At 56.2% G+C, this 25,923-nt stretch carries 24 protein-coding genes, 1 tRNA gene and 1 pseudogene; 19 read left to right on the top strand and 7 right to left on the bottom strand.

Annotated elements, in window-relative coordinates; translation table 11 throughout:
- Positions 1-12: 12 nt before the first annotated feature.
- Both Absy_RS06510 and mfd read left to right on the top strand, forming a co-directional pair.
- Positions 13-342 (top strand): FAD assembly factor SdhE, encoded by a 330-nt coding sequence (locus Absy_RS06510; protein WP_048853928.1) that lies wholly within the window; start codon positions 13-15, stop codon positions 340-342.
- Between the two features lie 49 nt (positions 343-391).
- Complete coding sequence (gene mfd / locus Absy_RS06505; protein ID WP_048853927.1) at positions 392-3,868, top strand: transcription-repair coupling factor; 3,477 nt, start codon at positions 392-394, stop codon at positions 3,866-3,868.
- A gap of 65 nt (positions 3,869-3,933) precedes the next feature.
- Here mfd and Absy_RS06500 read toward each other — a convergent pair whose 3' ends face one another.
- A complete protein-coding gene (locus Absy_RS06500; RefSeq protein WP_181015894.1) occupies positions 3,934-4,860 on the bottom strand; it encodes a hypothetical protein in 927 nt (308 codons plus the stop codon).
- Positions 4,861-4,928: 68 nt separating this feature from the next.
- Here Absy_RS06500 and Absy_RS06495 point away from each other — a divergent pair, with 68 nt between their 5' ends.
- Together Absy_RS06495 and Absy_RS06490 are read left to right on the top strand one after the other, a co-directional pair.
- Positions 4,929-5,915 (top strand): bile acid:sodium symporter family protein, encoded by a 987-nt coding sequence (locus tag Absy_RS06495; protein WP_048853925.1) that lies wholly within the window; start codon positions 4,929-4,931, stop codon positions 5,913-5,915.
- Between the two features lie 73 nt (positions 5,916-5,988).
- Positions 5,989-7,464, top strand: coding sequence for a pyridoxal phosphate-dependent decarboxylase family protein (locus Absy_RS06490; protein WP_181015893.1), 1,476 nt, complete (start codon positions 5,989-5,991; stop codon positions 7,462-7,464).
- Here the strand turns inward: Absy_RS06490 and cobT are convergent.
- From cobT to Absy_RS06475, 3 genes are all read right to left on the bottom strand, one after another.
- A complete protein-coding gene (gene cobT / locus Absy_RS06485; protein ID WP_048853923.1) occupies positions 7,461-9,380 on the bottom strand; it encodes a cobaltochelatase subunit CobT in 1,920 nt (639 codons plus the stop codon). The genes Absy_RS06490 and cobT overlap by 4 nt on opposite strands.
- Before the next feature lie 26 nt (positions 9,381-9,406).
- Positions 9,407-10,414, bottom strand: a complete 1,008-nt coding sequence (locus Absy_RS06480; RefSeq protein ID WP_048853922.1) for an AAA family ATPase — start codon at positions 10,412-10,414, stop codon at positions 9,407-9,409.
- Between the two features lie 66 nt (positions 10,415-10,480).
- Entirely contained in the window at positions 10,481-11,092 is a 612-nt protein-coding gene (locus Absy_RS06475) for a J domain-containing protein (RefSeq protein ID WP_084596949.1), read from the bottom strand.
- A gap of 51 nt (positions 11,093-11,143) precedes the next feature.
- On the opposite strand from Absy_RS06475, the gene Absy_RS06470 reads away from it, so the two are divergent.
- Together Absy_RS06470 and Absy_RS06465 are read left to right on the top strand one after the other, a co-directional pair.
- A complete protein-coding gene (locus Absy_RS06470) occupies positions 11,144-11,482 on the top strand; it encodes a BolA family protein (RefSeq protein WP_048853921.1) in 339 nt (112 codons plus the stop codon).
- The gene (locus Absy_RS06465) at positions 11,479-12,036 is read left to right on the top strand and encodes a LolA family protein (protein ID WP_048853920.1); all 558 of its coding nucleotides are present in this window, start codon (positions 11,479-11,481) and stop codon (positions 12,034-12,036) included. The genes Absy_RS06470 and Absy_RS06465 overlap by 4 nt, the downstream gene beginning before the upstream one ends.
- Here Absy_RS06465 and lipB read toward each other — a convergent pair.
- Entirely contained in the window at positions 12,014-12,724 is a 711-nt protein-coding gene (gene lipB, locus Absy_RS06460; RefSeq protein ID WP_048853919.1) for a lipoyl(octanoyl) transferase LipB, read from the bottom strand. The genes Absy_RS06465 and lipB overlap by 23 nt on opposite strands.
- Before the next feature lie 74 nt (positions 12,725-12,798).
- Here lipB and Absy_RS06455 point away from each other — a divergent pair.
- The 4 genes from Absy_RS06455 (at position 12,799) to moaA (ending at position 16,662) form a co-directional block, all read left to right on the top strand.
- Positions 12,799-12,884: transfer RNA gene (locus tag Absy_RS06455), tRNA-Leu, on the top strand.
- A 327-nt stretch (positions 12,885-13,211) separates the two neighbouring features.
- On the top strand, positions 13,212-14,096 hold the full coding sequence (galU, locus tag Absy_RS06450) for a UTP--glucose-1-phosphate uridylyltransferase GalU (RefSeq protein ID WP_048853918.1): 885 nt from the start codon (positions 13,212-13,214) through the stop codon (positions 14,094-14,096).
- Positions 14,096-15,505 (top strand): phosphoglucomutase/phosphomannomutase PgmG, encoded by a 1,410-nt coding sequence (pgmG, locus tag Absy_RS06445; RefSeq protein WP_048853917.1) that lies wholly within the window; start codon positions 14,096-14,098, stop codon positions 15,503-15,505. Before galU ends, pgmG begins: the two co-directional genes overlap by 1 nt.
- Positions 15,506-15,645: 140 nt before the next feature.
- Complete coding sequence (moaA, locus tag Absy_RS06440) at positions 15,646-16,662, top strand: GTP 3',8-cyclase MoaA (protein ID WP_048853916.1); 1,017 nt, start codon at positions 15,646-15,648, stop codon at positions 16,660-16,662.
- Positions 16,663-16,718: 56 nt separating this feature from the next.
- Here moaA and Absy_RS06435 read toward each other — a convergent pair whose 3' ends face one another.
- Positions 16,719-17,597, bottom strand: a complete 879-nt coding sequence (locus Absy_RS06435; protein ID WP_048853915.1) for a class I SAM-dependent methyltransferase — start codon at positions 17,595-17,597, stop codon at positions 16,719-16,721.
- Here Absy_RS06435 and Absy_RS12975 point away from each other — a divergent pair.
- From Absy_RS12975 to Absy_RS06415, 5 genes and pseudogenes are all read left to right on the top strand, one after another.
- Positions 17,553-17,876: pseudogene (locus tag Absy_RS12975) on the top strand (double zinc ribbon domain-containing protein); the annotation flags it as partial. The gene Absy_RS06435 and the pseudogene Absy_RS12975 sit on opposite strands and share 45 nt — an antisense overlap.
- Positions 17,877-17,882: 6 nt before the next feature.
- On the top strand, positions 17,883-18,500 hold the full coding sequence (locus Absy_RS06430) for a ComF family protein (RefSeq protein ID WP_245614767.1): 618 nt from the start codon (positions 17,883-17,885) through the stop codon (positions 18,498-18,500).
- 19 nt (positions 18,501-18,519) lie between these two features.
- Positions 18,520-18,780 (top strand): glutaredoxin 3, encoded by a 261-nt coding sequence (grxC, locus tag Absy_RS06425; protein WP_048853914.1) that lies wholly within the window; start codon positions 18,520-18,522, stop codon positions 18,778-18,780.
- Positions 18,781-18,823: 43 nt separating this feature from the next.
- On the top strand, positions 18,824-19,318 hold the full coding sequence (locus Absy_RS06420) for a DUF1178 family protein (protein WP_048853913.1): 495 nt from the start codon (positions 18,824-18,826) through the stop codon (positions 19,316-19,318).
- Between the two features lie 114 nt (positions 19,319-19,432).
- Positions 19,433-19,942 (top strand): DUF2147 domain-containing protein, encoded by a 510-nt coding sequence (locus tag Absy_RS06415; RefSeq protein ID WP_048853912.1) that lies wholly within the window; start codon positions 19,433-19,435, stop codon positions 19,940-19,942.
- A gap of 55 nt (positions 19,943-19,997) precedes the next feature.
- Here the strand turns inward: Absy_RS06415 and ubiG are convergent, their stop codons facing one another.
- Positions 19,998-20,738, bottom strand: coding sequence for a bifunctional 2-polyprenyl-6-hydroxyphenol methylase/3-demethylubiquinol 3-O-methyltransferase UbiG (gene ubiG, locus Absy_RS06410; RefSeq protein ID WP_048853911.1), 741 nt, complete (start codon positions 20,736-20,738; stop codon positions 19,998-20,000).
- 171 nt (positions 20,739-20,909) lie between these two features.
- On the opposite strand from ubiG, the gene Absy_RS06405 reads away from it, so the two are divergent.
- The 4 genes from Absy_RS06405 to ispG all read left to right on the top strand — a co-directional run bounded on the left by Absy_RS06405 (position 20,910) and on the right by ispG (position 25,813).
- A complete protein-coding gene (locus Absy_RS06405) occupies positions 20,910-22,163 on the top strand; it encodes an aspartate kinase (RefSeq protein ID WP_048854004.1) in 1,254 nt (417 codons plus the stop codon).
- Positions 22,156-23,244, top strand: a complete 1,089-nt coding sequence (locus Absy_RS06400; protein ID WP_048853910.1) for an NAD(P)H-dependent flavin oxidoreductase — start codon at positions 22,156-22,158, stop codon at positions 23,242-23,244. The genes Absy_RS06405 and Absy_RS06400 overlap by 8 nt, the downstream gene beginning before the upstream one ends.
- Complete coding sequence (locus Absy_RS06395; protein WP_179287784.1) at positions 23,237-24,514, top strand: helix-turn-helix domain-containing protein; 1,278 nt, start codon at positions 23,237-23,239, stop codon at positions 24,512-24,514. Before Absy_RS06400 ends, Absy_RS06395 begins: the two co-directional genes overlap by 8 nt.
- 138 nt (positions 24,515-24,652) lie before the next feature.
- On the top strand, positions 24,653-25,813 hold the full coding sequence (gene ispG, locus Absy_RS06390) for a flavodoxin-dependent (E)-4-hydroxy-3-methylbut-2-enyl-diphosphate synthase (protein ID WP_048853908.1): 1,161 nt from the start codon (positions 24,653-24,655) through the stop codon (positions 25,811-25,813).
- Positions 25,814-25,923: the final 110 nt, after the last annotated feature.

Below are 25,923 nucleotides of genomic sequence, written 5' to 3'. Positions count from 1 at the left end.
GACAGCAAAGCCATGCAACACAATTTTACACCATCATCCGACACGCTTTCTTCCAATGCTTCGGACGGGTCGGAGGACTCTCTGGCCGCGCGCCGTCGCAGGCTCAAGTTCCGTGCGAACCATCGCGGCACTTTTGAGACCGACATTCTGATCGGTGGTTTTGTAGAGGAAACGGCAGATACCCTGAACGCCGAAGAACTGGCGGATATGGAAGCCATACTCGAAATGCCAGACCCCGACCTGACGGACTGGTTATTCGGCCGTTTGCCCTTGCCGGAGGAAAAAGCGACCCCCATGTTGCGGCGTATGGTTAAGTCATGCCGCGCAAAATGCGGAAAATAAACGATTATTCCTTGGGTGGAATACAGGCAGGACAAGAGAAGCACGCCAGATGACAGCAGACACAGGTGCCAACACAGGGAGTCGCATTGCCACAATCTGGGGCGTGCCAGAGGGGTACGATGCCCTTTTGCTTGCACGCCGTGCACGCGAACACAAAGGGCCTTTGCTGCATATAGCCCGGAATGATGCCTCTCTGGCGCGGCTGGCGGATACGCTGGCTTTTGTGGCAACAGATGTGGAGGTTCTGCGTTTTCCCGCATGGGACTGCCTGCCATACGACCGTGTTTCCCCCAATCCCACTCTTGTGGCCGAGCGGGTGGCGACTCTTACCCGCCTGCTGGAGCCATCGGGTGGTAAACCACGGCTTGTGCTGACCACCGTTAATGCTGCCATCCAGCGTGTAGCCCCGCGCAAAACATTTGAAGGGCAATCCCTGAGTATTCGCACGGGGGAAAGTCTGGACCAGTCGCTGCTGATCGATCTGCTGATAGCCAATGGCTACACCCGGACAGATACGGTTATGGAAGCTGGGGAGTTTGCAACGCGGGGTGGTATTTTTGATCTGTACCCCGCTGGTGCGACCGAACCCCTGCGACTTGATCTGTTTGGGGATGAGGTTGAGAATATCCGTGCCTTTGACCCCGGTACCCAGCGCTCGACAGACAAACGCGATGGTTTGGTGCTCTGCCCCGTATCCGAGTTCTCGCTGGATGCGCAGAGCATATCGCTCTTTCGCACAGGCTGGCGTGATGCGTTTGGCCCCGGCGCTGCATCCGATCCGTTGTACGAACATATTTCGGACGGTCGCAGGCACCCCGGCATAGAACACTGGCTGCCCTTGTTCCATGAACATCTGGAAACGCTGTTTGATTATCTGCCGGGTGCGGCACTCTCTCTCGATTATCAGGTCGAGGATGTTCTGACTGCCCGACTGGACATGATCGCGGACCATTATCAGGCCCGTAAAATGCCGGTTAGGGAGGGGGAAACACCATACCGCCCCTTGCCTCCACACCTGTTGTATATGGACCATAAAGGGTGGGAGGCGGCTGTAGCGCGTCTGCCTGCCGTAGCCTTTAGCCCTTATGCCCAGCCAGATGGAGCTGGTGGGGTGGATGTGGGTGGTCGCCCGGGCAAAATGTTCTCCAAGATTGTACCCGGTGCCCAGCGTGAGCAGGTTTTTACCCTGCTTGGCGAGCAGGTGCGGGAGTGGGCGCAGGTCAAACGCCGTACTTTTGTGGCCGCCTGGAGCAAGGGGTCGCGCGAGCGGATTGGTGTGCTGCTGCGCGAGCATGGGGTTGCGACAGAAACGTTCGATACATGGGAGTGGGCGCGCAAAGCCAAGGCGGGTCCGGTAGGGCTGTTAACCCTCGGACTTGAGCGCGGGTTTGTTGCGGATGACGTTGCCTTTGTTTCTGAACAGGATTTGCTGGGTGAACGGATTGGTCGCCCACCACGCCGCCGCCGTCGGGCGGATGAACTGATTGCAGAAGCCAGTGAACTGTCTGCCGGAGACCTGATTGTTCATCAGGACTACGGCATTGGTCGCTATGATGGGCTGGAGACAGTAAGCGTCGGTGTGGCCCCGCATGACTGCCTGCGTCTGCTGTACGATGGTGGAGAAAAACTCTACCTGCCGGTGGAAAATATTGAGCTGCTCAGCCGCTTTGGGTCTGATCAGGCCGGTGTGTCGCTCGATAAGCTGGGTGGTGTGGCATGGCAGAACCGCAAGTCACAGATGAAGAGCCGCATAAGGGACATGGCGGGTGAACTCATCCGCACAGCGGCGGCCCGTGCCCTTAAGGAAGCACCGGAACTTCTCCCGCCCGAGGGAATGTGGGACGAATTCTGCGCCCGTTTTCCTTTTGTGGAAACGGATGACCAGTCGCGCGCCATTACCGATGTGCTGGAGGATATGTCCTCCGGTCGGCCCATGGATCGACTGGTGTGTGGCGATGTGGGTTTTGGCAAAACGGAGGTGGCGCTCAGGGCTGCTTTTGTGGCTGCCATGTCTGGCGGACAGGTGGCCGTTGTTGTGCCAACCACTCTGCTGGCCCGCCAGCATTACCGGACATTTGCCGCGCGGTTTGAGGGCTTTCCCATAAAAGTGGCGCAACTTTCCCGCATGGTTACGGGCAAGGAGGCGACCGAGGTGCGTAAGGGGCTGGCTGATGGCAGCGTGAATGTGGTGATTGGCACACATGCCCTGCTGGCCAAAACAGTTAAATTTGCAGCCCTTGAACTGCTGATTATTGATGAAGAACAGCACTTTGGCGTGTCGCATAAGGAAAAGCTGAAAGCCCTGCGTGAAGATGTGCATGTGCTGACCCTTTCTGCCACACCCTTGCCCCGAACACTCCAGCTCTCGCTTTCCGGTGTGCGGGAGATGAGCCTGATTGCAACGCCTCCTACCGATCGGCTGGCTGTACGTACGTTCATCATGCCGTTTGATAGTGTGGTTATTCGCGAGGCCATTCAGCGTGAACGCTTCCGTGGCGGGCAGATTTTTTGCGTTGCACCACGGATTGAGGATCTGGATAATCTGGCTGAACGGTTGAGCAGCATTGTTCCTGATGCCCGTCTGGTGCAGGCGCATGGTCGCCTGTCTCCCACGGAGCTGGAGCGGGTGATGACCGAGTTTTCTGATGGTCAGTACGATATTCTGCTTTCCACCAATATTGTGGAAAGCGGGTTGGATATGCCAGCCGTGAACACGCTTATCATCCATCGGGCAGACATGTTTGGTCTGGGGCAGCTTTACCAACTCCGCGGGCGTGTTGGTCGTGGCAAGCAGCGTGGTTACGCATACCTTACATGGCCGCAAACTCATACGTTGTCCGCTTCGGCGGAAAAACGGCTGGAGGTCATGCAAACGCTGGATACGCTCGGGGCAGGCTTTACGCTGGCTTCGCACGACCTTGATCTGCGTGGTGCCGGTAATCTTCTGGGGGACCAGCAGTCCGGGCATGTGCGCGAGGTGGGAATAGAACTTTACCAGCAAATGCTTGAAGATGCGGTTGCCGATCTGCGGTCTGATAAGGGGCGTAATGCAGACAATGATCGCGGCTGGACCCCCAATATTGTTATGGGCCTCCCTGTCCTTATTCCAGATGCGTATGTGCCTGACCTGCCAGTCAGATTAGGTCTTTACCGTAGAATCAGCGCTTTGGCGTCTGATGCTGAGCTGGAAGCCATGGAAGCGGAACTTGTGGACCGCTTTGGCTCCGTTCCAGAGGAAGTTAAAAACCTGCTCAACATTGTTGATCTTAAAAGACTTTGCCGTCAGGCTGGGGTTGAACGGGTGGAGGCCGGACCAAAAGGAATGGTGCTCCAGTTCAGGAACAACAGTTTTGCTAACCCCGGTGGGCTGGTGCAGTGGATGGGGCGCTGGAAAGATGGTGTCGTTCGCCTTCGGCCAGACCACAAAATGGCTGTGGTGCGGGAGTTGACCAACGTGCAACGCATCGATCTGGCCCGTAAGGTACTGCGGGATCTGGCCAATCTGTGTGAGCGTGCCGCGGCCTGAAGTCGAGGTTACTCTATGACTGCCGCCCCCCCTGCACAAAAGCAGCCCGTGCAGAGGGGGTTGGGTTACTTAATGGGAAGCGGAAAGCCATTAACCGTTAGCACACCTCCCTCCCATGTGGTGTCCCATGTATTCTGCTCGCCCGAGCGATGGCTGACCAACCTGCCCAGAACAAGCCCCGCAGCGAGCTTCATCTGATGGGCAGCTCTGGCTTTTTCAATCAGATCTTCCAGATTGGTAATGGCCAGGTGTCCGGAGGCCGAGGTTGCGGCGACATTACCGGTTAATGTCGCCTGGCCTTGCCCCTGTAGGTGGATGCGCCCTTCCGATGCCTCAAAATTGCTAATGGTGGCATGGACGGCGGGGGCGGCCGTGCTTCGCCCGCCTATGGCGCTCATAAGAGCGGGAAGTTCAGAGCTGGGGAGGGAAAATGTGGCCCGTGCAGCGGAGGGCAACAGTTGCTGGTTGGCAACATTGTGGAACGATAGTCCGTTCATGCTGAGCGTAGCCGTACTGGCGTGCGTGGCCGATGCCCCCTGCATCTGGTAGCGTGCCATGGCAACAGCCACATGGGCCATGCCGTGCGTAATGGTGGCATTGCTCCATGTCAGGTCATAATGCCCGCCCGCCTTCAGGCTGGCGGCAACTTGCTGGCCCTGCTCCATAAGCCATTGTGTGCAGGCTCCATTATGCAACCCGGTCATGGCGGAAACCAGCAACAGGGACGCCGCGTGAGCAAGGTCCTGTGTGGCTGCCGCGCTGGATGTTGGGGCGGAAAGGAGCAGTTTTTTAACATGCAGGTCTGTTGCACCATCGGGGGTGCTGACGCTCAGGTCATGCTCAATCAGACCTGTGGGAGTATTTTCCTCCGAACTGGAGTGGATGGTTGCACAGCCTGAGGGTGGGGCGGCAAAAGCGGTTTCTGCGGTGGTGATGGTGCAAAGACTCACGACCCCGAGAAGAGAGAGGGAAAAAAGAGAGTTCTGCTTCATTTCGTAAGGAAGGTGCCGTAAGTAAAAACGCCAAGCAATAACAAGTTTATCATGAAAGAGGCAAAGCCGTGCGGTTTTTAAAAATTGACCCCTTTTTGCTGGGGTTGCTGGCCTCTGTTCTGCTGGCGACCTTTGTGCCGTGCCATGGGGCGGCCGTACCTGTTTTTCACTGGTTGTCAGTGGGATTGATTGCCCTCATGTTTTTTTTGCAGGGTGCGCGTCTGTCACGCAAGGCAGTGCTGGATGGAGTGGTCGCATGGAAGCTGCATCTGCTTATTTTAAGCTGTACCTTTGTGCTGTTTCCACTTCTCGGTCTGGCCGCCCATGCGCTGTTTCCCAACCTGTTGCAGCCTGATGTGTGGATGGGTGTACTGTTCCTGTGCTGCCTGCCATCTACCGTACAGTCCTCCATAGCTTTTACGTCCATTGGCGGGGGGAATGTGCCTGCGGCAGTGTGTGCGGCTACGGCTTCCAATGTATTTGGTATTTTTATTACCCCCATTCTGGTGGGGCTGGTGCTAAGCCAGCACGGGCAGGCTACGGGTAACCCGCTGGATATTGTCTATCAGCTTTTGCTGCCGTTTATTCTGGGGCAGGTGTTGCAACCATGGCTTGGTGCATGGGCACACAGGAACAAAAAAATACTCTCTTTTTCTGACCGGGGTTCGGTTTTGGTGGTTGTGTACACCGCCTTTAGCGATGCGGTTATGCAGGGGCTATGGCACCGGTTGCCAGCGGCCGAACTGGGTATGATTGCACTGGCCGACACGGTGTTGCTGTTCAGTGTGCTGGCGTTAACAATTTTTGGTGGTCGTCTGATTGGCCTGCCCTTGAAGGACGAGATAGCCGTTGTGTTCTGTGGGTCCAAAAAAACACTGGCGTCTGGTGTGCCCATGGCCAATGTGCTTTTTCCTCCTGCGTCCGTGGGGATTATTGTTCTCCCCCTTATGATGTACCATCAGATCCAGCTTTTTGTCTGTGCCGTTCTGGCACGCAGGTTTGCGCGCCAGAGCCGGGCACTGGATAATGCAGTAGGGGAGTCTGCCCGCCAGTAGAGCGGAAAGGCGTAATGTGACTGGCTGAAAAGCTGCGTAAAGAACATTTAACCGCATAGGGGAGAGCATGGTCGTGGCAGGGCTGGATCCAGAAGACTGGGAAGAACTGAAGGCGCAGGGGCACCGGATGCTGGATGAGATGCTGGAAAATATCCGCCACGTCTCTCAAGGTCCCGTGTGGCAGCCCATACCTGCTCCTGTGCGTGAGGCGTTTAAGGCTGCACCACTACCTGCTACAGGCCAGGAACTTGGAGCCTTGTACGAGCAGTTTACCCGTTACGTTCAACCCTACGCCGTGGGGAACCGGCACCCACGGTTTATGGGCTGGGTGCATGGAGGCGGTACGGCACAGGGGATGTTGGCTGAAATGCTGGCAGCCGGACTAAATGCCAATCTGGGTGGGCGTGACCATGCTCCTGTTGAGGTCGAACGCATGGTTATCCGCTGGGCTGCGGATATGTTCGGCTTTCCATCAGATGCCACGGGTGTTCTGGTCACAGGTTCGTCCATGGCCAATTTTATTGCCATTACGACCGCGACGCGCCATGTGCCTGATGGGCAGAACCTGCGCCAGCAAGGCGTGGGGGGGCGAAAGCTGGTTGGTTATGCTGCGCAGAGTGCGCATGGTTGTGTAGCGCGTGCGTTTGATCTGGCGGGTCTGGGCGAGCAGGCTTTGCGCCGTGTGCCACTGGATACCGCATTCCGTATGGATGTAGTCGCCTTGGAACGCATGATCGCACAGGACCGTGCAGCAGGTTTGGAGCCGTTTTTAATTGTAGGCACTGCTGGCACGGTCGATACCGGGAGCATAGACCCCTTAAACGCGCTGGCTGATCTGGCAGAGCGCGAAGGGCTGTGGTTCCATGTTGATGGCGCCTTTGGTGCACTTGCTGTGCTTGCCCCCGAATTTGCTCCTTTGCTTGCAGGGTTGGAACGGGCGGATAGTCTGGCATTTGATTTTCATAAATGGGCGCAGGTTCCCTACGATGCCGGTTGCGTACTGGTGCGCGAACCCGGCGTGCAGGCAGCGGCATTTGCCCAATCCCTTGCATATCTCTCGCGCGAGGATCGGGGGGTGGCAGCAGGAGCGCCTTGGTTCTGTGACTTGGGGCCGGACCTCTCCCGCGGGTTTCGTGCGCTCAAGGTCTGGTTTGCCCTTGCTGGTTTTGGCACTCAAAAACTGGGGCAGGTTGTAACCGATAGCTGCGCGGTCGCGCAGAATCTGGCAAGGCGTGTGCAAGCGACACCACGTATGGAGCTACTGGCCCCCGTTACGTTGAATATTGTGTGTTTCCGGGTAGTTGTGCCCGATGTGGATGATCTGGACGACTTGAATGGCGAACTGGTGAAGGACTTACAGGTCAGCGGCATTGTGGTGCCATCCACCACGCGGATTGGAGGTGTGCTGGCGATCCGGGCTGCCATTGTAAACCACCGCACGACTGAGGCGGATGTGGATATCCTGCTCAATACACTGGAGTCTTTTCTGGACGTGCGTTTGGCGCACTCCCAAATGATCAAGGCAATGGCAGGCGGCGTAGCGGGTTAACCCCGCTGCCCACGCTTGCGGGAGTGTTTTTCGTCAAAAAGGGCGGAAAGGGACTGGAGCATGGTGCCCCCCAGCTCTTCTGCATCGGTAATGGTCACGGCCCGCTGATAATATCGGGTTACGTCATGGCCAATGCCAATAGCGGTCAGTTCTACCGGGCTGCGGTTTTCAATCATATGAATGACCTCGCGCAGATGATCTTCCAGATATGAGGCCGGGTTGACCGAGAGTGTGCTGTCATCCACCGGCGCACCATCGGAAATAACCATGAGAATTTTACGTGCTTCGGGCCTGCTTTTGACCCGCCGCCACGCCCAGAGCAGGGCTTCTCCGTCAATATTTTCCTTTAACAGTCCTTCACGCAGCATCAGCCCCAGATTGGTACGTGCGCGCCGCCAGGGGGTGTCCGCTCCTTTGTAAACAATATGCCGCAGATCGTTCAGGCGACCGGGGTTTTCGGGCTTGCCGTTCTGCACCCAGAGTTCGCGGCTTTGTCCACCTTTCCATGCACGGGTGGTAAAGCCCAGAATTTCCACTTTTACGCCACAACGCTCCAGTGTGCGGGCGAGAATGTCCCCGCAGGATGCCGCAACAGAAATGGGGCGACCCCGCATGGAGCCAGAATTATCGATGAGCAGGGTCACAACGGTATCGCGGAATTCCGTATCTTTTTCCTGCTTGTAAGAAAGGGAAAGGCGCGGATTAACCACAATGCGGGAGAGCCGCCCCGCATCCAGCATTCCTTCTTCCAGATCAAAGGACCAGGAGCGGGTCTGCTGTGCCATAAGGCGGCGCTGGAGCCGGTTTGCCAGACGGGAAACAACACCATGCAAGGTAGCAAGCTGAAGGTCCAGCTGGTGGCGCAGGCGGGAGAGTTCTTCCGCATCGCACAAATCTTCAGCCAGAATTTCTTCATCAAATTTGGTGGTGTAGGGGTGGTAGCCTTTGGCGGTCTGGCCGGGTTCTATCTCCTTGCGGTTGCCCGGGCCTGCGGCATCCCCCGTGCCTTCTGCCGACCCCGATTCCTGCTCAACTTCAGGTGTGTTGTCAGCCGCATCGGCACTGCCTGCCATAAGCTGCGGCTCGGACACGGCTTCCGACAGGTCAGGTGCTGCGCCGGATGTATCGTCTTCCTGTTCGGGGGGCGGTTGCTCGTCATTCTCTTCGCTGGAATCCGGAGCGTTGCCGTTGCTATCCTCCTCCTCATCCTGATCGGAGAGAGATTCATCATCCGTCAGGGCGCAGGCTGCAAGCAGCTTGCGGGCCGAGCGGGAAAAAGCCTTTTGGTTATCCTGGTCCGTGGCCAGTGTGTCCAGCGCATCCAGTGCGTTTTGTGGCAGGGTGCTTTTCCACTGCTCCATAATGGTACGGGCAGCTTCTGGCAGGGGTTCCCCCGTCAGTTTTTCCCGTGCCAGTAGCTCCAGCCCAACAACGGGGGAAAGTTGTGCCGCATCTGTCATATGCTCCAGACCGGCTGAGCGTATTTCCTGCTCCAGCCTAAGGCGCAGGTTGGCGGCAACGCCTTTCATGTGGCGTGCGCCAACGGCCTCCACACGGGCCTGCTCCAGCGCGTCATAGACTTCGCGGGCGATGGTATCGGCTGGGCGGCGGGCTGCATGGAGGTCAAAGTCGTGGTGTTTGAGCCGAAGAGCCTGCGCATCGGCGGCGCCGCGTAAGCGCTGGGCCTCTTCCTCATTCAGATTGAGAGACGGGGAGGAGAGGCGAATTTTTTCGCCCAGACTGATCGGTGCCATGGGCATGTTGCCACTATGGAAGGAAACATCCGTCTCCTTCCGCCCGCCAAGGGCGCGCAATGTTGCCTCTGTTGCCTGTTTAAAGGCATCGGCCCGCTTTTCCGCCTCCTCGCGTGAGAGGCGGATAGGTGGGTTGCCAGCACTTTTGGAATGATCAGCCATAACGCCCCCGATTGTCTGTACTGGTTTTAGGTGGAGCGTTTGGGAAGGGGGCTGCTGTTAAAGCAACGCTGGTAATATTCCGCTACCATCCCGCGTTCGGCCTCGTCGCATTTATTGAGGAATGTTACGCGGAATGCGAAGGCCAGATCCTTGAAGATACGGTCATTTTCCGCCCATGCAATAACCGACCGTGGTGACATGACCGTGGACAGATCGCCCGCCATAAACCCGTTGCGTGTCAGCCCGGCAAGGGCAACCATATTGTTGATTTTTTCCCGCTCTGCCTTGTCATCTTCCGCAATGCCCAACCGGGAACACACAATGCCGACTTCCTGCTTGTGAGGCAGGTAGTTAAGCGATGTAACAATGTTCCAGCGGTCCATCTGCCCCTGATTGATCTGCTGGGTACCATGATACAGCCCCGTTGTATCTCCCAGACCTACGGTATTGGCGGTGGAAAACAGGCGGAACCAGGGGTTAGGCGTGATCACGCGGTTCTGGTCCAGCAGGGTTAGCTTGCCTTCCACTTCCAAAATCCGCTGGATGACGAACATAACGTCCGGGCGGCCTGCATCATATTCATCAAACACCAGTGCGCAGGGGCGCTGGAGGCACCACGGCAGCAGTCCTTCCTGAAATTCGGTAACCTGCTGGCCATCCTTGACCACGATTGCGTCTTTCCCGACCAGATCAATGCGGGAGACATGGCTGTCCAGATTGATGCGGATGCAAGGCCAGTTCAGCCGGGCGGCGACCTGCTCCACGTGGGAGGATTTGCCCGTGCCATGGAAGCCTTGCACCATAACGCGGCGGTTAAAGGCAAAGCCAGCCAGAATGGCCAATGTCGTGTCGTGGTCGAACAGATAGGCCGGATCAACCGGCGGCACATGATCAGTCCGAAGGGAGAAGGCTGGCACCTTCAGGTCAGAATCGATACCGAACACATCGCGGACGCTAACTTCCACATCCGGTACGGAAACCGCCGAAATGGGCGGGAGATCAAGGGCTGCTGTCTGTGGGCTGGAGTCCGTCATGATTATCCGTCTGCTCGTAAGTGGTTCAAAACAAAACCGGCGGGTAGAAAAACGCAGGATACATGATCAGTCTGCTTTTTCGAGTTCTTCAGCCTGCAGGTGCGCCTTCACAATGGTAAAAGCTACGTTGATTTTTTTCAGGCGTTCCTCCGCAGCCAGATCACCATGATTGGTGTCGGGGTGATGTTTGCGGGCAAGAGCGCGGTAATGGGTTTTGGCATCTGCCAGTGTTACGGGCCAGTCCAGCCCCAGAATGGCCAGTGGTTCACGCAATGGAACTGGTACCCGCGGTTCGGCCTGTGCGCGTGCACGTTCAGCGCGTGCGCGGCGGTTCTGCCCCAGTATATCCAGCGGGTCCAGAATATCTTCCTCGTTGGGCATGGTACGCCTGCCACCGCCGGGGCCCTGGCCAAATGTCCATGTCGGGCGGTCCCAGCTTATGTCGGAGCGTAAATGCGCTTCGATCTGGCCGGGGGACATGCCTTTATAGTAGTCCCACCGCGCATTATATTCCCGTACATGCTCAAGGCAGAACCAATAATACTGGTTCAGGCTATCGCGGGAACGTGGCGCACGGTATCCTGCCGGACTTGTGCAGTCGGGCATGTCGCAGCAGCGCTGCGGCGCGTTCGGGTCGGGATCAAACGCGCGGGGACGGGTGTTCCTTCGCTTCATCATTCATTGTTATTTGCGTTGCAAATGCTTTGGTCGCAAGGGGTGAGTTGTCATATGACCAGTCTTTCAGAATCCGTATCTGGTTTGGAACCGAATCTTACACGGGCCCAGCGTGTGCGCAAAGTGCTGCAAACTGCGCTTTTTCCCACCAGACTGGACCTGCTGGACGAGAGCCACCGCCATGCCCACCATGTGGAGCAGACACGTGGCCCCCATGCGGGTGCAACGGAAACCCACTTCCGCCTATATATTGTCTCTCCCGTTTTCGAGGGGATGAGTCGCGTAGCGCGCTCGCGCAAGGTGCATGAGCTGCTGGAGCCAGAACTGGCAGATGGCCTACATGCCTTGGCTTTGACCTTGCGTACCCCAGCAGAAGAAGAGGCCGCAGCATGACCCCACGTTTGTTAGGGCGTCGTGGCTTGTGTTTGCTGGCCCCCCTGTTTTTGGCGGCATGTGCCACGCAGCAGACCGGTGGGGCAGGGCACACTACGGCTATAAGCCGTGTAGAGGCATATTTTCGTACAGTGAACCTACAGGCTGTACCGTTTACGCAGGTCTGGCCCAATGGCAGCACCGGAGGGGGGCTTATTACCTACCGGCCCGGTTATCTGGATATGCGTTACACGCTCCCGCATGAAATGGAGTTGAAGGCATCGGAACGCTCAGCAGTGTTTACCGATGCCCAGAATGGGTCAGAAACGCATATGGGGCTGGCCCACAATGCGCTGGGGCTGCTGCTGGGTAACCCGGTGCGCCTGTCCGGACCTGTTATGGTCACGGACGTGCAGCAGCCTGCGGGATTTGTGCAGTTATCCTTGGCTAGAACGGATAATCCGTCCCAAGGTCTGGTTACGCTCCGCTTCAAGGACACGGCAGGGTCCTTGACCCTGTACGAGGTCCGGATTGTGGATGAACGGCGGCAGCTTACGCAAATTCGGCTGGATTGAGCGTAAGTTCTACGGGGTTAATGGGCGATGGTGTGCTGCCAAATACAGTCTGCCATGCGTCCATCAATGCCAGATCGAATTCCGCCATGGTGGTGCTGAGGCCCAGTTTTTCAAAACTGGCAACGCCATATTCGCGAATGCCACAAGGCACAATGCCGTCAAAGTCTGGCATGGCAGGTGCAAGGTTGATGGCCACGCCATGCCAGCTCACCCAGCGGGAAACACGGACCCCAATAGCCGCAATTTTTTCCTCTGCGTTTGTGTGCGGGTTGTTCACCCATACACCAACCCGACCTTCGCGCACTTCTCCACGCAAACCAAATTTGGCCAGTGCGCTAATAATCCATGCTTCCAGAGCTTGCACGTAAGCGCGCAGGTCGCGTGCGGGGGTGTTGCCGTGCGGGCGTTGCAGGTCAAGCATAACATAGGCCGTGCGTTGCCCCGGTCCGTGGTAGGTCCATTGCCCGCCCCGGCCTGCGTGGTAGGTGGGGTAACCTGCGGGGTTGAACAGGTCTTCTACCCGGGCGGATGTACCAGAGGTGTAAAGGGGCGGGTGTTCAAGCAGCCAGACGCGCTCCGCAGCCGTTCCAGCCCTTATATCCTTTGCAATCTGCTCCATTCGGCTCAAGGCCAGAGGGTAGGGAACCAGTTTTTTGCTAATTTCCCATAAAATTTGTTCTTTGGTCATTGCCGCCTGCTTATGGTTCGGTTATAGGGCTTCCTATCACACGGTATCACTCTTTTTGGTATCGTTTGTCACGTGCGGTCGTGGCGGAATGGTAGACGCGCAAGCTTGAGGTGCTTGTGGGGGAAACCTCGTGGAAGTTCGAGTCTTCTCGACCGCACCATTTTCTTTCCTGACAAAATATATGTTACGGAACGGCAAAAGGCTGAGGCCTTGAGTCGTTTTTTTTGTACGTTTTTTGCAATATACTGTGCGCTTGTCACATTCACGCCGTTCTTTTGTGCTGTTTGTTGCGCACAGAAGGCATGGTTACAGTTATGTAAAAAACGCCATGTCTGTCGGTTACGGATAAGGGCATAATGCTAGATTAAAAGTCATAGCAGTTTTATCTTTTTCCGGCATTGGCAGGATTGGGGTGGTGCCCTCCCTGATTTTAAGCAAGCCTGTGCGGATGGTCTTTGGTTTAACTTGATTTGAAGGTGTTATATTCGTGTCTAATCCCAAGCCTTTACGTAAAGCAGTCCTGCCAGTTGCGGGGCTGGGAACGCGCTTTTTGCCTGCGACCAAGGCCATGCCCAAAGAAATGCTGCCGGTCGTGGACAAACCCCTTATTCAATATGCAATTGATGAAGCACGTGCTGCCGGTATTGAAGAATTCTGTCTGATTACCGGCCGTGGCAAAGATTCCCTGATCGATTATTTTGATATTGCTTACGAACTGGAAAGCACACTTAAGGAACGTAACAAGGTTGATTGCCTTGAAGCGCTGGAACCAAGCACTATTCAGGCTGGTTCCCTTATGGCCGTGCGCCAGCAGGAACCTCTGGGTCTGGGCCATGCCATCTGGTGCGCGCGGGCCTTTATCGGGGACGACCCGTTTGCGATTTTGCTGCCAGATGACATGGTGATGTCAAAAAAAGGCTGTCTGAAGCAACTGGCTGATGCGTACTACGAAACCGGGGGCAACGTGGTTGCCGTATCCGAAGTCCCGCGTGAGCACACCAACCGGTATGGTATTCTGGCAACCGGCCAGGATGATGGGCGGCTTGTGGAAGTTAAGGGGCTGGTTGAAAAACCTAAGCCTGAAGACGCCCCTTCCAACCTGTCCATTATCGGGCGATATATTCTGACCCCCGATGTTATGCCGCATCTTGCCAAGCTGGAAAAAGGCGCGGGCGGTGAAGTGCAGCTTACCGATGCCATGGCCAAAACCATTGGCCACGTGCCATTCCATGGCCTGCGGTATGAGGGTGTGCGTTACGACTGCGGCAACAAGCTTGGCTTCCTCGAGGCTCAGATTGCCTTTGCGCTGGCACGGCCAGAACTGGCTGATGGTGTGCGTGACTTCCTTAAGAAGTACGAAAACCAGAATTAATGTCTTTTGTGCATCAGTTTGATGGCACAAGCCTGCGTGAATACGACATTCGCGGGATTGTGGACAAAACATTAACAGCAGAAGACGCGTTTGCCATTGGCCGGACTTTTGGCAGTTTTGTGCGACGTGGTGGCGGCAAAACTCTGGTTGTCGGGTATGATGGCCGCTTGTCCTCCCCCATGCTGGAAGAAGCCCTTGTAAAAGGTGCTCTGGAGTGTGGGCTGGAGGTAACGCGTGTAGGGCGTGGACCGACCCCCATGCTCTACTACGCTTCTGCCATGCTGGATGCAGATGGTGCCATTATGGTAACGGGGAGCCATAACCCCCCCAGCCATAATGGTTTTAAAATGATGCTGGCTGGCAGACCGTTCTTTGGTGCCCAGATCCGTGAACTGGGGGAGCGTTCAGCAAAGGGAGATGTGGTTCCTGCCGCAGCCGGGACGCTCCGGACGGTTGACCTGCGCGAGGCTTATGTAAAACGCCTTGTGCAGGATTATGGGGGCGCTGGGCGTAAGCTCAAGGTTGTCTGGGACAATGGCAATAGCTCCGCAGGTGAAGTGCTGGAAAAAATGGTGGCAGCCCTGCCGGGTGAGCACATTGTGCTCAATGCCGCCATCGATGGCACATTCCCGGCCCATCATCCTGACCCCACAGTTGCCAAAAACCTTGAGCAGCTTATTGCTGCGGTCAAGGATAACGGTGCGGATATGGGTATTGCCTTTGATGGTGATGCCGACCGCATTGGTCTGGTGGATAATAAGGGTGAAATTCTGTGGGGTGACCAGATTCTTGTGCTGTTGGCGCGGGATGTGCTCAAAAGCCACGCAGGGGCAACTGTTATTGCTGATGTAAAAGCCAGTCAGGTTCTGTTTGATGAGGTCGCACGAGCGGGCGGTAAACCACTTATGTGGCGAACCGGTCATTCACTGATCAAATCCAAAATGGCGGAAACCGGTTCTCCTCTGGCAGGAGAAATGTCGGGACATATTTTCTTTGCCGATAAATGGTTTGGCTTTGACGATGGCCTGTATGCCGGTGTGCGTGTGCTCGATGTTGTCGCACGTTCAGATGAGCCACTGTCGGTTTTCCGTGAGTCGCTGCCTGTAACGCTCTCCACCCCCGAAGTGCGCTTTGACTGCGATGATTATCGTAAATTCAAAGTCATTGAGGAAGTGGCGGCGCGGCTGCGCAAAGAGGGAGCCCATGTGTCTGAAATTGACGGTGTGCGCGTCAACACAAAGGATGGTTGGTGGTTGTTGCGTGCTTCCAACACACAGGCTGTGTTGGTTGCCCGGGTGGAAGGGCATGACCAAGCCGGACTGGATCGGTTAAAAGACGCGCTGGTGCACCAACTGGAGCAGTCTGGTTTGTCCAGACCGGATTTTTCGGGCAGTCATGCCGGGCATTAAAATGATTTTTCAGCTTGTATGCTGTTTGCGGCCTGCTTAAAGCGGGCCGTAAGTTTTTACAGTGCTGCGTGTTGTTTCTGCTCTGGTAGAACAATTTTAGCATTTTAATACGGTAGAGGTTTCTGATATAAAGTGTACCTATGTTGTCCTCTTTAATGGACCCCGCCGGTCGGCGGATTTCCTACCTCCGTATTTCCGTGACTGACAGATGTGACATGCGGTGTGTGTACTGCATGTCCGAGCAGATGTCCTTTTTGCCCCGTACGGATGTACTGGATTTTGAGGAACTTTTGCGCCTGAGCCGGGTGTTTGTGCGCCATGGGGTGCGCAGGTTGCGTATTACGGGTGGCGAGCCACTTGTGCGGCGCGATATTGGCTTTTTTTTCAAGGAACTTGGGTCATGGCTACGTCTGCCAGAGCAGGCAGGCCACCTGGATGAATTAACATTAACCACAAATGGTAGCCGTCTGGCGCAGTACGCGACTGTTCTGGCGGAAGCCGGGGTCAAGCGGGTTAATGTCAGTCTGGATTCATTGGATGAGGACCGTTTTGCCCGACTGACCCGCAGGGGGAAGCTGGCAGCAACACTTGATGGCATACGTGCAGCCCGCGCGGCCGGGTTGGCTGTACGGATTAATACCGTGGCCATGGCTGGCGTAAATGATGATGAGTTTGACGCACTCTTGGCTTGGTGTGGGGAAATCGGTGCCGACTTATGCCTGATTGAGACCATGCCTATGGGGGATACCGGGGAGGACCGCGTGGAGCAGTACCTCTCGCTGGATTCCGTGCGGCAAACGTTATCCCGGCGCTGGACGCTGGAGCCGTTAACGTACCAGACCGGTGGTCCAGCCCGCTATGTGCGGGTCGCGCAAACAGGGCAGCGGCTTGGTTTTATTACCCCCATGAGCCACAATTTCTGTGCGACCTGTAACCGTGTCCGCCTGTCATGTACGGGGCGGCTTTATACCTGCCTTGGTCAGGAAGATGGGGTTGATCTGCGCCACCTTATGCGGGAAGGTGCAGCAGATGCAGCATTGGAAGCTGCCATACAGTCTGCCATAGCACGCAAACCAACAGGCCATAATTTTCTGCTGGATGCGCAAACTGGCGCTATTTCCGGCCCCCAAAGGCATATGAGCGTTACTGGGGGCTGAGGGTTCATCCGTAATCGTCAAAACTGTACGATCGTATGTGTGTATGCGGTAAAGGTTTATTTTGTGGGCTTGGGCGTTGCATCCGCTTGGGTCAGGGCATCATGCAAAGAGTGTTCGAATTGCCCCGGCTGGAGCGGTACCGGCTGCGTAGGAGCTGGAGCCCAACCAGATAAAATGGCCATGTGGAGCGGCATGGCAAAATTTTCCGCCTCGGATGTTTCCAGTTCAGCCGCGGCCGCCGGGAACAGAAGGCGGGGTGCTATACCCCGGTTACGTTGGGTGAGGGCATTTGTTTCCCCCGCAGCCCGGAGGTCGGTTAAAAGACCGGCAAGAGAGCGGTAACGCAGGTCCAGTCGTTCAGTATCAATGACTGGCAGGGCAAACCCGGTGCGTTGCATGAGCTGTGCACAGCTTTGCTGGGTGGGGAATGGCGAGATATGGGGGGAGACTCCATCGCACAGCGCCAATTCTGCGGCTTCCAGCGCAGTACGCAGGGGGCGTAATGTTGGTAGAATAGGCATACTGGCTAAAAATAACCCATCGGGGCGGAGTATATGCCGGATCTGGGTTAATGCTCCGGGTAGGTCATTCACCCAATGCAGGGACAGATTGGCAATGACCAGATCAAAGCTATGGGGAGCAAACGGCAGCCATTCTTCATCCGCGCAGACCCGCATTCCGCCAGATTGGGAGACAAGCCGGGGAGATAGATCCGTGCTAACTGTGCAAATACCCCGTGCGGCAAGGCGCTGCTGGGTAATGCCTCGCCCCCCTATATCCAATGCGCAGGAAAAACTACGCGTCATATCGTCTAAACGGTCAAGTAGTCTGTCTGTTGCGGCTTCCAGAACCGGCAATAAGGTGTTTTGCCGACCTGCTGAGCGATCCCGGTGGAGCCTGACTGCTTTGCGATCAAAAATAACGGGTGTATCCATAAGGTCAGATGTGCGCGTATCCTAGCCGTTTGCCAAGTGATCCTCCATGACAAACCTGTGTTTGTAATTAAGCGCTTTATCAAGTGGCTCCATGTTGGGGGGCGTAAGGCGCTCGGGGTGCTTTTTCCGCCAGTCTGCTTGCATTGCAGTGCAGAGGTTGCGCAGCACGGACTGGTCTGCCCGGCCTGTTTTGGCCATTTGCAACCGGTTGTTATGCCGTATTGCAAAGCCTGTGCGACTCCCCAACCCAGCGAGGCAATGCTGGGCGCTTCAGGTCTATGCCCAATGTGTGAACGGCACCCGCCCGTATGGGGGCAGGCCCGTGCGGCGTTTGTATATGAGAGTGTGGCAAGAGAGCTGATTCTAAAGCTTAAATATGCTGATCAGCTTGATAATGCCGCTTTTCTTGCCCAGCAGATGGCGCGGATCGGGCAGGATATTCTGTTGCCGGATGTGGTGGTCGTGCCTGTTCCCGTGCACCGTTGGCGGTTGTTCAGGCGCCGTTATAATCAGGCGGTGCTGCTGGCGTTCAGGGTGGCAAAACTGCATGGTCTGAACTGCCAGCCCGATGCGTTGGTCCGCATTAAGGCAACCCTGCCTTTGGCAGCCTTTGATCGGCAGACACGGCAGGATGCTCTGGCGCAAGCCATTCTTGTACGCCATGGGCGTGAAAGTGCTGTGCGTGACCGGGACATTGTTCTGGTGGATGACCTGCTTACAACCGGGGCTACGGCTGCGGCCTGTACCAAAGCGCTGCTTGGTGCCGGGGCGCGGAGTGTCTGTCTTTTGGTTGCAGGGGTAGTGCCTGCCAGAGCGGAAATTGATATGGATTTGCCCCGCTCAATACGCCAGACAAAAACGACAGTTACGTTTGCCCAAAAGCGGATTGAATCCACCCTTTAGATTGCGTTAAGGACAGTTCATGCCAGAAATCAAAATTTATACCCAGCCCGGTTGCCCGTATTGTATGCGGGCGGTTGCACTGCTTAAGAGCAAAAATGTCCAGTTTGCCGAGGTAAACGCTCCTCGCGGCACCCCGGAGCGGGATGAAGCCATTAGCCTTTCTGGTGGGCAGACAACCGTGCCACAGACCTTTGTGGATGGAAAATCGCTTGGCGGGTGTGATGACCTGATGCGGCTTGAGCGTACAGGACAGTTGAATGGATTGCTGGGTCTGAGCTGATTTTTCAGGCACAGGCTATAAGGTCTCATCAAGGTAAGCCAATATGATCTGCTATCGCCTGCGTTGCGCCAACGACCATGTGTTTGAAGGCTGGTACAAAGATAGCAGCACATTTGCCATGCTCAGGCAGAAAGGGCTTTTAAGCTGCATGGAGTGTGGCACGTCTGCGGTGGATCAGGCCCCCATGGCGCCTGCCATCGTTGGCCGTGGTCGCTCCGATGCCAAAGAAGCGCCTGAAGCAGCGGCTCAGGCACCGCCATCCGCTGGCACCCATACCATCGCGGCGGCATCTGCTCCCCATACCCCCTCTGTTGTGCCAGACGCCTTGCTGGGTGCTCTGCGTGAAATGCGACGCGAAGTTGAAGAAAAGTGCGAGAACGTAGGCAGGAACTTTGCCGATGAGGCTTTGCGCATTCATTATGGAGAAGCACCAGAGCGCGGCATTTATGGCGAGATGTCCGAAACCCAGCGGGAAGAGCTGGAGGAGGAAGGGGTTGCCTTCCACAATATTCCTTGGGTGCGCGACACGGATAGTTGAATGTCTGGTCTGACCATATACAAATGGGGGTGGCGTGGAGGGGAGCTATCCCTCACACATGCTTGAGGGCTGAGTGGACCAGCCACCGCCAGCCCGGCTGAGGGAGAGGCAAAGATGACGCGAGACAGACAATCCAGCACGGAGCGCAGGGGCAAGGCAGGTATTGCTGCTTTTCTGGCCGCTTTTCTCATGGCCGCGCCGGTTGGGTCTCTTTCAGCAGAGCCTTTGTCAAACGAACACGCTTTGACGGGTTACTGGCTTAGTCAGGACCATGATGGTGTTTTTCAAATTGAGCGCTGTGGTCAAAATCTGTGTGGCCACCTGATTGGCCTGCGTTACGATGGCACGAATGTCCCCCATGGGCATGATGGCAAAAGCGAGTGTGGTTTGCTCATGCTCACGGATTTTCACCCAATGGATGATGAAAAAGGGCGTTGGGCGGGGCATATTCTGGACCCGGATACAGGGCATCTGTACGATTCCCAGATATGGTCGCCTCAGCCGACGGTACTTAAATTGCGTGGGTACATAGGCCTGCCCATTTTTGGCGAAACCCAGACATGGACCCGCTATACCGGCCCCGCTATGGGGCCAGTCTGCAAAATTCCCGATTCTGTTAAGTGAACAATAAATGGGTTGGCGCATATTTAAGATGGCCAACCCATAAAAATTTTTAAAATTAGTATTTTGTAAATGCGGCAATGTAGTTGACGCCAAGGTCGCGCGTTTCTCTCCAGCCCATGGGGCCGGGGGCCATGCCCGCTATGGAAATCATGCGCAGGCCCGCAGCCCGAGCGTACTGACCCAGTTCAGATGGCAGAATGAACTTGCGCCACTCATGCGTACCTACAGGGAGCAGGCGTAAAATATATTCCGCGCCAATTTTGCCAACGGCAAGAGAACGCAAGGTACGATTCATGGTCGAGACGATGACCGTGCCATTCTGCCCGGCAAGCTGGGCAAGCATATCCATAAATGCCGCAGGATCAGTAACATGCTCAATAATTTCTAATGCAACAACGGCATCAAACGTGCAGCCTTCTGCCACAAGGTCTTCCGCGCTGCCATTGCGGTAATGTAGCGGGCCTGCCTGCTCCGGCAATGGGCAGGAAGCCAGATGTTCCTTTGCCGCTGCTATGCCGTTGGCGGAGGCATCCAGCCCCAGCACATCGTAACCGGCTTTTGCTAGTGCCTCGCTGGCCAGACCGGCACCGCAGCCTATGTCCAGAATTTTTGCCCGGCGCGAAGTGCGACCACGCAGAGGCAGGTGGCGGCAGGCCCAGTCTATGCGTAACGCATTCATGGCGTGCAGTGGACGCATGGGACCAGAAGGATTCCACCACTGCTCCGCAAGGGCGCTAAACCGTGCGATTTCTTCCTCAGAGACCGAAGAGGCCGCGTGTGGGGTGGTGGCGTTCATGCAACAAATTCCTTTCCTGCTGGTCTCCCCGCTGGACGAAAGGGGGCCGGGAAGGTTATGTGACGCGCCTTGTAAAGCTGTGCAACCGTTCCTGTTCGTCTTTTCTGGCAAAGCTGGGGTCGAATGGGGGCAGGGGCATGTTCTGCGGCTTGTCTGGTGGAGAATAAAGCTATGTCCGGTTCCGCACCCCGGATTGTCATGAAATTCGGCGGAACGTCTGTCGGCGACCTTGATCGTATTCGAGCCGTGGCCGAGCGCGTCAAAAAACAGAAAGACGCAGGATGCGATGTCCTTGTTGTTGTTTCCGCTATGGCGGGGGAAACAAACAGGCTTGTTGGGTTCTGTCAGTCCCTGTCTCCTTTGCACGACCCAAAGGAGTATGATTCCATTGTTGCTACTGGCGAACAGGTCACCAGTGGACTGTTAGCTATTGCGCTGCAGAAGCTGGGCGTACCATCGCGGTCTTTTGCCGGGTGGCAGGTTCCTATTCAGACCGACTCGGCGCATGGCAAGGCCAGTCTGGATACAATCGACGGCGCTCGTCTGCTGGGGTGCATGGCCGAAGGAATGGTGCCCGTTGTTGCGGGCTTTCAGGGCGTAGCCCCGGATGGTCGCGTGTCCACCCTTGGGCGTGGTGGTTCGGATACTTCTGCCGTAGCGCTTGCCGCTGCGATTCACGCAGATCGCTGCGATATTTACACGGATGTGGATGGTATCTACACCACCGACCCGCGCATTGTACCCAAGGCGCGCAAGCTTGATAAAATTACCTATGAGGAAATGCTGGAACTGGCTTCGGTCGGAGCCAAGGTGCTGCAGACCCGCAGCGTAGGACTTGCCATGCGCGAAGGCGTGCGGGTGCAGGTTCTTTCCAGCTTTGCAGATGGCCCGGCTGTTATGGAAGGGCACCTTCCCGGGTCTTTGGTGGTGGATGAGGACGAAATCGTGGAAAAGAAACTGGTTACCGGCATTGCCTACTCTCGTGACGAAGCCAAGTTGTCGGTCCGGCGTATTCCCGATCGCCCCGGGATCGCGGCTGCGATTTTTGGTCCGATGAGCGAAGCCCACGTTAATGTGGACATGATCGTGCAGAGCACGGGGGCCGATGGCACCACCAATATGACCTTTACAACCAGCAAGAGCGACCTGCCGCAGGCGATCAATGTGCTGGAAAGTGTGCGCGATTCTGTGCAGTACGAAGAACTGGCAACAGACCCGGATATTGTTAAGATCAGCGTTGTCGGTACCGGTATGCGTTCACACGCCGGGGTGGCAAGCACCATGTTCCGCACACTGTCTGAACGTTCGATTAACATTCAGGCAATTTCGACCAGCGAGATCAAGATTTCCGTGCTGGTTGCGGCAGAATACGCAGAGCTTGCGGTGCGTGCACTACACACCGCATATGGGCTGGATAATGTCTGAGCAACACATAAAGGTCGCCCTGACCGACGCGCCGACTGAGGCAGAACGCAATGCGGCCCGCAAGCGGCTGGACGCATTGTGGGGGCGCGGAACCGAATTTTTGGGCACGGAATACGCCATTCTTGGCGGTGCCATGTCCTGGGTAAGCGAACGCAATCTGGTTTCGGCCATTTCTAACGCTGGCGGCTTTGGGGTTATTGCCTGTGGGGCCATGGAACCGGCCCGTCTGGCAGAGGAAATTAAAGCCACACGCGCTCTGACCGATCGTCCGTTTGGTGTAAACCTGATTACCATGCACCCGCAGCTTGATGAACTGGTGCAGGTCTGTCTGGATGCTGGGGTTGGGCATATTGTGCTGGCGGGCGGTATTCCACCGGGAGCTGCCATCAAAGCCATTAAGGAAGGGGGCGCCAAGGTTATTGCGTTCTCTCCCGCACTGGTTCTGGCTAAACGCTTGATTAAAATGGGTGTGGATGCGCTGGTGATCGAAGGGGCTGAGGCCGGTGGGCACATCGGCCCGGTATCCCTGACCGTTCTTGCGCAGGAAATTCTACCACATATTCAGAGTGTTCCAGTCTTTGTGGCGGGCGGTCTGGCCCGAGGAGATGCCCTGTTATCCTATCTGGAGCTTGGTGCATCCGGTGGGCAGTTGGGTACGCTTTTTGCCGCAGCGGAAGAAAGCATTGCTCACGAAAAATTTAAAAAAGCGTTTGTGCGTGCTGCCGCGCGTGATGCCGTTACTTCCGTGCAACTGGATGAGCGTTTTCCGGTTATTCCGGTCCGAGCGCTGGGTAATGAGGGCGGGCGGCAGTTTGTCAGCCATCAGGCCGATGTTATCCGTCGTTTTCAGGCAGGTGAACTTACGCGTGAGGCGGCACAGCTGGAAATTGAACATTTCTGGGCAGGAGCACTCCGCCGTGCAGTGATTGACGGCGATGTGGAACAGGGGTCTGTTATGGCGGGCCAGTCTGTTGGTATGGTAAAGTCCGTTCAGCCTGTAGCGCAGATCATAAAAGATCTGGTTGAACAGGCTACTGTGGCACTGGTGCGTCAACAACGTCGTATGGATGCGGATGGCTGAATACGCCCAAGGTTCTGATCAGGAGCAAGGTCCAGCTTTGCCCCCCCTTCCAGATATTGCAAAACTGGGAGTGGGCGAAGCTTTGCGCCAACGCCGGGAGCAGCTTGGGTGGAGCATAGAGGATGTTGCTGCCTGGCTGCGGATTCGGAGTGTGTATCTGGAAGCGCTGGAGACCGGGCAGGCTAACATTCTGCCTGCCGAGGTTTATGCGCTGGGTTTTTTGCGCACATACGGGCAGGCGCTGGGGTTTGAGCCTGAGCAATTGTTGAAATGCTACAGGCAGGAAGGTCGGCTTGGTGCGCGTAAGCCGGAACTGGATTTTCCGGACCCGCCAGCGGACCGTCGCCTACCGCCAGCAGTCAGCATATCTCTTGGTCTTGCCGTTATTTTGGCGAGTTATGTGGGCTGGTACTGTTTTGTTGGACATGTGCCGCCAGTGCCGGAGCATGTGCCTCCGGTGGCAACCCTTATGCCCGGAGAAAGTGCAAAAAATGCACCGTCTCCTCAAGTGGCCTCCATGCTGCCAGATCATAATGTGGCGCAACTGGCACCTGTCCCTGTTGTGCCTCAGCCTGTTCAGCCAGAGGGGGGAGCTGGAGCGCATGAGGGTGCAGAAGTAACGGCTGCTCCTGCACATGGGGTTGATACGACCGTTCCTCCAGCCCAGAGTGCGGCATCTGATAATCATGGTGCGCCAGAACAGCAGCCAGTTGATGCACAACCTGCTCATGTGCAGGCTGAGCCAGCTACGGCAGATGCCAGTGCGCCACTGACCCTCAAAGCTTTGGCACCAAGTTGGGTGCAGGTTAAAAATGCAGAAGGTAAGGTTGTGTATGATCACATTCTGCAAGCGGGTGAGGCATGGACAGTTCCCTCGGATAATGGGCCATATAGCCTGACTGTAGGGAACGCAGGTGGTATTGCGTTAGGGCAGGGCGAATTGACAACGCCCCCGTTGGGGCGGAACGGTGCGGTGTTGCGGCGTATTGCTCTTACGCCCGATACGGTCAGGCAGGTTCAGGCTGGTGGTGGCGTTGCATCCGTACCAGCACCTGTGGCGCCAGCAACGCAGGCTGTGGGTAATGTTCACGCGCCGTTGGCCGAGACTTCTGCTAAAAGTGGTGCATCGGCTACCGCTTCAGTTCCGGGTGGTGGCATTGCAGCGCCAGTTCCGGCTGCTAAACCTCCATCTCACCGGGATACGCCAGTGGCAGAGCCTAGCGCGGATGACCTGAACGCTCGCCAGTTAAGTGGAGCTGGCGCGCACTGAATGGCTCTTTCCTTGCTTTATGTGTAGCCAATCGGTCTTGATTTTGGCAGGAAAGCACCAAACCTAGAGCGGGAGATGCCGCAGCGCCGAATTGCGGCCAGACCTCCCCCAACTGTCGGCTCGACAAAAGGATGTAAGATGAGCGGCTACCGGCCATACCAGCATATCGAGCGTCGGAAATCTCGGCAGATCCACGTCGGCAAGGTAGCCGTCGGTGGAGACGCCCCTATTTCCATCCAGACCATGACCAATACCCTGACCAGTGATGCGCAGGCGACAATCGAGCAGATTCGTCGTGCGGAACTGGCTGGGGTTGATATTGTGCGCGTGTCCTGCCCGGATGAAGACAGCACGACAGCCCTTGCGGAAATTGTGAAGGAAGTGAACGTGCCAATCGTGGCCGACATCCACTTCCACTACAAACGGGCGATTGAAGCCGCAAAGGCTGGGGCCGCGTGCCTGCGCATTAATCCCGGTAACATCGGGAGCGCCGACCGTGTGAAGGAAGTGGTGCAGGCCGCCAAGGACTATGGCTGTTCCATCCGTATTGGTGTGAACGCTGGGTCGTTGGAAAAACACCTGCTCGAAAAATACGGCGAACCTAACCCCGAAGCATTGGTGGAAAGTGCGCTTGAACACGCGAAAATTCTGGAAGATCATGACTTCCGTGAATTCAAGATCAGCGTAAAGGCGTCCGACGTATTTATGGCTGTTGCCGCCTATCAGCAACTGGCCGATGCCTGCGATTATCCGCTGCATATCGGTATTACGGAAGCTGGCAGCAAGCGTGCAGGGACGGTCAAATCCTCTATCGGCTTGGGCAATCTGCTATGGGCCGGTGTGGGGGATACCATGCGTGTCTCTCTTTCTGCCGCACCGGAAGAGGAAGTGCTGGTCGGCTGGGATATTCTTAAATCCCTTGGTTTGCGCCATCGTGGGGTCAAAATCATTTCCTGCCCGTCCTGTGCACGTCAGGGCTTTAATGTGGTGGAGACGGTCCAGACCTTGGAAGACCGGCTTGCCCATATCAAAACGCCTCTCACTCTTTCCATTATCGGGTGTGTTGTGAATGGCCCGGGGGAAGCCCTGATGACCGACCTTGGGGTTACCGGTGGTGGTTCTGGCCGTCACATGGTCTATTCCGCTGGTAAGCAGGATCATACTGTGCCCGCAGGGGACATGATCAACCACGTTGTTGAACTGGTTGAAGAACGTGTGGCTGCTATTGAGGCCGCAGAAGCACTTGCCAAGCAGGAAGGGGCAACCCCCGAACTGCCCGATATGGCATCTGCCAACTAAGCTGGCATACAGGCCACCACGCCTGTTCCAATCAGTTTGGAATGCGTGGTGGCTTTTGTTCGTCCATTATACAGACATTTCAATATAAGGTGCGCAGTCTGGTCCGCCAT

Origin of the sequence: Acetobacter syzygii (assembly GCF_000964225.1) — a bacterium.
Taxonomy (GTDB): domain Bacteria; phylum Pseudomonadota; class Alphaproteobacteria; order Acetobacterales; family Acetobacteraceae; genus Acetobacter; species Acetobacter syzygii.
This window is presented reverse-complemented; position numbering and strand designations above follow the sequence as displayed.